The 5,645-nt window shown below is 35.6% G+C and carries 5 protein-coding genes; 4 read left to right on the top strand and 1 reads right to left on the bottom strand.

Translation table 11 applies throughout. The annotated features are described in order from the left end of the window. The first annotated feature begins 45 nt into the window (after positions 1 to 45). The 3 genes from AC1DJR_RS15680 to AC1DJR_RS15670 all read left to right on the top strand — a co-directional run bounded on the left by AC1DJR_RS15680 (position 46) and on the right by AC1DJR_RS15670 (position 4,654). Complete coding sequence (locus tag AC1DJR_RS15680) at positions 46 to 1,761, top strand: peptide ABC transporter substrate-binding protein (RefSeq protein WP_477002970.1); 1,716 nt, start codon at positions 46 to 48, stop codon at positions 1,759 to 1,761. A 396-nt stretch (positions 1,762 to 2,157) separates the two neighbouring features. Further along, on the top strand, positions 2,158 to 3,852 hold the full coding sequence (locus tag AC1DJR_RS15675) for a peptide ABC transporter substrate-binding protein (protein ID WP_429687869.1): 1,695 nt from the start codon (positions 2,158 to 2,160) through the stop codon (positions 3,850 to 3,852). An 82-nt stretch (positions 3,853 to 3,934) separates the two neighbouring features. Beyond that, positions 3,935 to 4,654 carry a class I SAM-dependent methyltransferase gene (locus AC1DJR_RS15670; RefSeq protein WP_429687870.1) on the top strand — a complete coding sequence of 240 codons (720 nt, stop codon included), beginning with the start codon at positions 3,935 to 3,937 and terminating at the stop codon, positions 4,652 to 4,654. A 38-nt stretch (positions 4,655 to 4,692) separates the two neighbouring features. Here the strand turns inward: AC1DJR_RS15670 and AC1DJR_RS15665 are convergent, their stop codons facing one another. Then, a complete protein-coding gene (locus tag AC1DJR_RS15665) occupies positions 4,693 to 5,079 on the bottom strand; it encodes a hypothetical protein (RefSeq protein WP_477002969.1) in 387 nt (128 codons plus the stop codon). Positions 5,080 to 5,215: 136 nt separating this feature from the next. On the opposite strand from AC1DJR_RS15665, the gene AC1DJR_RS15660 reads away from it, so the two are divergent. After that, entirely contained in the window at positions 5,216 to 5,551 is a 336-nt protein-coding gene (locus AC1DJR_RS15660; protein WP_477002968.1) for a hypothetical protein, read from the top strand. Positions 5,552 to 5,645: the final 94 nt, after the last annotated feature.

Here is a 5,645-nt window from a genome sequence, read left to right as displayed (position 1 = left end):
CTCTTAAGGGTTGGTAATGTACATATAATTAGGGAGGGTATAAAAATGAAGAGAAAAAAGATGAAAAAGTTAACAGCGGTTGTAGTGCCAGTTTTAGCAATGAGTGTTGCATTGACAGCATGCTCTGGGTCAGGTGGAGAGAAGAAAGCGACTACTACATCTAATAGTGGGGAAGAAAAAAAATCTGATATTAAATATGCAGCGAAGCAAGTATTAAATCGTACGGAAAACCAAGAAATTCCGACGATGGACACTTCTAAATCTACTGATACGTTAGGGGCACAAATTTTAGGGAACACGATGGAAGGGTTATATCGTCTTGATAAAGATAATAAGCCTATTCCGGCTGCTGCAGAATCAAGCACGAAAAGCGAAGATGGTAAAAAATATACGTTTAAACTACGTAAAGATGCGAAATGGTCAAATGGAGAGCCTGTAACAGCGAAAGATTTCGTATATGGATGGCAGCGCTTACTTGATAAAAACACAGCGGCAGAATATGCATTTATTGCTTACTATATTAAAAATGCAGAAGCGATTAATAAAGGAGAGAAACCTGGAACTGAATTAGGAGYGAARGCGGTAGATGATYWTACRCTWGAAGTWGAATTAGARMAASCGGTACCGTACTTCTTAAAYTTAKTAGCATTCCCGTCATATTATCCTTTAAATGAAAAGTTCGTAAAAGAAAAAGGAGAGAAATTCGGTTTAGAAGCAGATACAACATTGTATAACGGGCCATTTGTAATGGCATCGTGGAAACATGAACAAGGTTGGMAGTTGAAGAAAAATGATMARTATTGGGATAAWAAGACWGTGAAATTAGAAGAAATTAATTATAGTGTAGTAAAAGAAGYWGCTACKARRGTRAATTTATATGATACAGGATCAATTGATTTCACACTACTATCAGGAGAATTCGTAGATAAATATAAATCGAAYAAAGATGAATATGGTGAGTATTCAGAAGCAAGTACGTACTTCTTACGTTTAAATCAAAAGCGTAACGGACAAGATACACCGTTAAAGAGTAAAAARCTKCGTGAAGCAATYGCRTTATCMRTTGATAAAAARGGYTTAGCAAACGTTATATTAAATAATGGATCAAAAGCAACGGATCAATTGGTTCCAAAAGGGCTTGCGACGGGACCGGATGGTAAAGATTATCAAGATACATTTAAAAATGGTCTGAAATATGATGTGAAAAAAGGCGCAGCAGCTTGGGAAGAGGCGAAAAAGGAACTCGGAAAAGATCAAGTTACAATTGAATTACTAAGCTATGATGATGGAACTGCGAAAAAGATTGCCGATTATTTTAAAGATCAAATTGAGAAAAACTTAAAAGGTGTAACAGTTACCACGAAAATTCAGCCATTCAAACAAAAATTAAAATTAGAGTCAGCGCAAGATTACGAAGTTTCATTTGCAGGTTGGAGCCCAGATTATTCGGATCCAATGACATTTATTGATATGTTTGAATCGAAGAGCCCGTATAACCAAATGGGTTATTCAAACCCGAAATACGATGAAATGGTACAAAAAGCAGGTAATGAATTACTGTCTGATCCGAAGAAGCGTTGGGAAACGTTAGGAAAAGCAGAAAAATTATTCCTTGAAGAAGATGCAGGATTAGTTCCTTTATATCAAACAGGAAGATCATATGTAATGAAACCGAATGTAAAAGGAATTGTGAAACACAACATTAGTCCAGAATATAGCTTTAAGTGGGCGTATGTAACTGAGGATGGCGGAAAGAAATAACATGAAAGCATTTCAAAAGCGGCTAATATGCTTTTGAAATGCTTTTTTTTGTATGAATAAGAGAATAAGGCACATAGAAATTAGAAAGGAATTCAACAATTGGATAGATAAATGATAGCAGAGATTTCATATTGTTGAGAAAAATATAGAGCATGGCAATAGAGAAGAATAAGAGGGGATATGTTTACATATAGTAGACGGGGGATAATTCATATAGTAATTAAAACAACAAGTTACTATAATAAAAAAATAAATATTTAGAAAATTTACAAAAATACTTTACAAAACTCAAAAAGATAGTAGAATATTAATTAATAAGAATTTTCTGATAACGAAAGTTAATAGAGAATCTCTAAATGTTAATATCGTACATATAATTGGGGAGGGTACAAAAAAATGAAGAGAAAAAAGATGACAAAATTAACAGCGGTTGTAGCACCAGTTCTAGTAATGAGTATGGCATTAACAGCTTGCTCGGGATCAGGGGAAAAAGAAAAGACGAACACAACGCCGAAAAGTAGTGAAAAAGAAGGCGGAAAATTAGCAGCAAAGCAAGTGCTTAATTTGACAGAGAGTCAAGAGATTCCATCTATGGATTCTTCTAAAGCGACAGACCAAGTATCGTTTCTTGCTTTAAACAACGTAATGGAAGGTTTATATCGACTTGATAAAGATAATAAAGCAGCACCAGGGGTTGCTGAATCATATAAAAAGAGTGATGATGGTAAAAAATATACATTCACATTAAATAAAAATGCGAAATGGTCAAATGGAGAACCTGTAACAGCGAAGGATTTCGTATTTGCTTGGAAACGCGCGGTAGATAAAAATACAGCAGCGGAATATGCATACATTATGTTTGATTTAAAGAACGCAAAAGCAATTAATGATGGGAAAGCACCACTTGATACGTTAGGTGTAAAAGCTGTAGATGACTACACATTAGAAGTAGAATTAGAAAATCCAGTTCCTTACTTTGTAGAATTAACTTCATTCGGAACATTCTATCCGTTAAATGAAAAATTCGTAAAAGAAAAAGGAGAAAAATACGGTTTAGAGTCGGATACAACGTTGTATAACGGACCGTTTACATTAACAGACTGGAAACATGAAGAAGGTTGGAAGTTAAAGAAAAATGCACAATACTGGGATAATAAAACAGTTAAATTAGAAGAAATCAACTTTAACGTAGTAAAAGATAGCGGTACACGTGTCAACTTATATGAAAGTGGACAAATCGATCGTGCAGCACTTACATCTGAAATGGTTGACAAATATAAATCAAATCCAGATTTCTTTACACAAAAAACACCGTCAACGTACTTCTTACGATTAAACCAAAAACGTGGTAATCAAGATACAGTATTAAAGAGCAAAGATTTACGTTTAGCGATTGCGATGGCGTATGATAAAAAAGGTTTAACGAATGTAATTTTAAATGACGGATCTACACCTGCTGATTACTTAGTACCAAAAGAATTTGTGAAGAGTCCAGATGGAAAAGACTTCCGTAAAGATAACGGAGATATTTTAAAAACAGATGTGAAAAAAGCAAAAGAGCATTGGGAAAAAGCGAAAAAAGAACTTGGAAAAGAGCAAGTAACGATTGAGCTATTAAACTACGATAGCGATAATGCAAAAAAAGTAGGGGAGTTCTTAAAAGGTGAGCTAGAGAAGAACTTACCGGGCTTAACAGTGAATTTGAAAAACCAACCGTTTAAACAAAAATTAAAATTAGAATCAGATCTAGATTATGATTTATCTTACGCTGGTTGGGGACCTGACTACTTAGATCCAATGACATTCATTGATATGTTCGTTACAAATGGACCTCATAACCAAACTGGATATTCAAATCCGAAATATGATGAAATTGTAGAAAAAGGTAAAGGCGAGCTATTAACGAAAACGAAAGATCGCTGGGATAGCTTACTGAAAGCTGAAAAAATGTTACTTGAAGATGCTGCAATTGCACCGTTATATCAACGTGGTGATGCCCTTATTCAAAGAGCGAAAGTAAAAGGTATTATTCACCATCCGGTTGGTGGAGATTACAGCTACAAATGGGCATATATTTCTGAAGATAAGTAAGAGAGAGGGCGCGTGATGCGCCCTTTTTTCTATGCACTTTTCTTCCTTCCTGGAATATATAAAATAAAAAAGGGAGAATTCCATGAAACGAAACACATACATCGATTTTCTAGCTTATTACGGAATTGGGAGTGCTCATCCTGGTGGCTTTACGCTAACAAAACAATTATTAGCGCAATTGCCACTTAGACATGGAACAAATGTCCTTGAGATAGGTTGTGGCACGGGGAAAACAGCGGCGTATATGACAAAAGAATTGGGTTATAAAGTGACAGCGGTTGAAAAGAATGAAATTATGATTCAAAAAGCGAAAGATAGATGGTTGTTTGATGGTTTAAATATACAATTGATTCAAGGCGATGTAGAAGGATTACCGTGTTTAAATGATTCATTTGAGCTTGTACTTGGAGAATCTATACTCGCTTTTACAAATAAAGAAAAGGTTATTTCGGAATGTTATCGTGTATTACAGAAGGATGGAAAGCTTGTTGTCATTGAAATGATTACCGAAAAACATATTGAGAAGAAAGAGGAAGAAAAGATTGGACAGTTATATGGTATGAAAGAATTATTAACTGAGAATGAGTGGATTCATTTATTTAAAGCAGCAAATTTTAAAAGAATTACAATTGCCGGTGGCGGAACTATTGCAGAAACAGTTGCAGGACATGTGGAAGAGCCAGAGTGGAATGTATCACCGTTTATTCCAGAAGAATTGTATGAGGCGTGGGTGAAGCACGAACAAGTACTGCTTATGTATCAACATATTTTAGGGCATCGGATTTTTATATGTGAAAAATAGAAAAAGAGTTGGCTAGAGATAGTCAACTCTTTACTATGTTAGATGAAAAATAATGCAGCCAAAGTAATTCCAAAAATAAAGCCAAATCCGAGTTCAAGGCCCCAGCCACCGCCGTCACAACCACCGCAACCACGACCGCCGCATCCACAGCCACTAAATCCACCATCGAATCCACCACCGCATCCAAATCCACAGTTATCACATCTGCTAATACCRCCGCAAATATCACATCCGCCGTTTGAATATGCGYYATRGTAYCCRAATCCTGTATCAAAAGATGARCGCTGYTGYAYTGGYTCAATCCAAACAGAATCRTTTGTTACRTCTATTATTTTKCCTAAGTGAATGCGACCATCACGATCTTCAATTCGAACAACTTTACCGAAATAACGTTGGCATGTATCATAACATCTTTTTCTATGCATGTTCTTTTCTCCTTCCCATTACAGTAATACGATATGTAAGGGGGACAAGTGCGGCTTGTATGAATGACCTACCTATCATAATTGTTATAGGAAAGGGGAAATATATGAAAAGGATATATAGTGAGGAGGAAATGAAATGAAATCTACAGATCAATTTCAGACGTACGAAGTTCCTTGGGAAGAATTTATTGAAGCATTGCGAGGTGAAATGAAGAAGCAAGTAGGAGCGGATATTATAGATACAGTAGTTTGTAATTTGGAAGATGGTTTTGAAGTGTATACATATGTGCAGGGTGATTTGGATTTCGAGTATACAGAAGCTCTTGAACGAAAATATGGGAGTGAYGSGAAAATMCCTAATTTGTTAACAGTTATGCTGGTAKCTAGCATTTATAATACGGGTGAAGAGAATRTACGTTTACATGCAGATAATAAAGATAATCCAATTGTTGAGGTATATGTGAAGCAATGAAACACGCTGTGAAAGGCGTGTTTTTTATTTATCCCGCTATTTGCTGGGCAGTAAAATTCCCACCTCAAAATTCGACTGGAGCAAAGAAGTTAGG

It is taken from the genome of Bacillus sp. 05T31 (assembly GCF_056396725.1).
The sequence above is the reverse complement of the archived record's forward strand: the minus strand, read 5'-3'. Positions and strand labels throughout refer to the sequence as shown.

What these genes read in the sequence shown, in the direction of transcription:
- AC1DJR_RS15670 (WP_429687870.1), top strand. Translation starts at nt 3,935, where the DNA reads ATGAAACGAAACACATACATCGATTTTCTAGCTTATTACGGAATTGGG.
- AC1DJR_RS15675 (WP_429687869.1), top strand. Translation starts at nt 2,158, where the DNA reads ATGAAGAGAAAAAAGATGACAAAATTAACAGCGGTTGTAGCACCAGTT.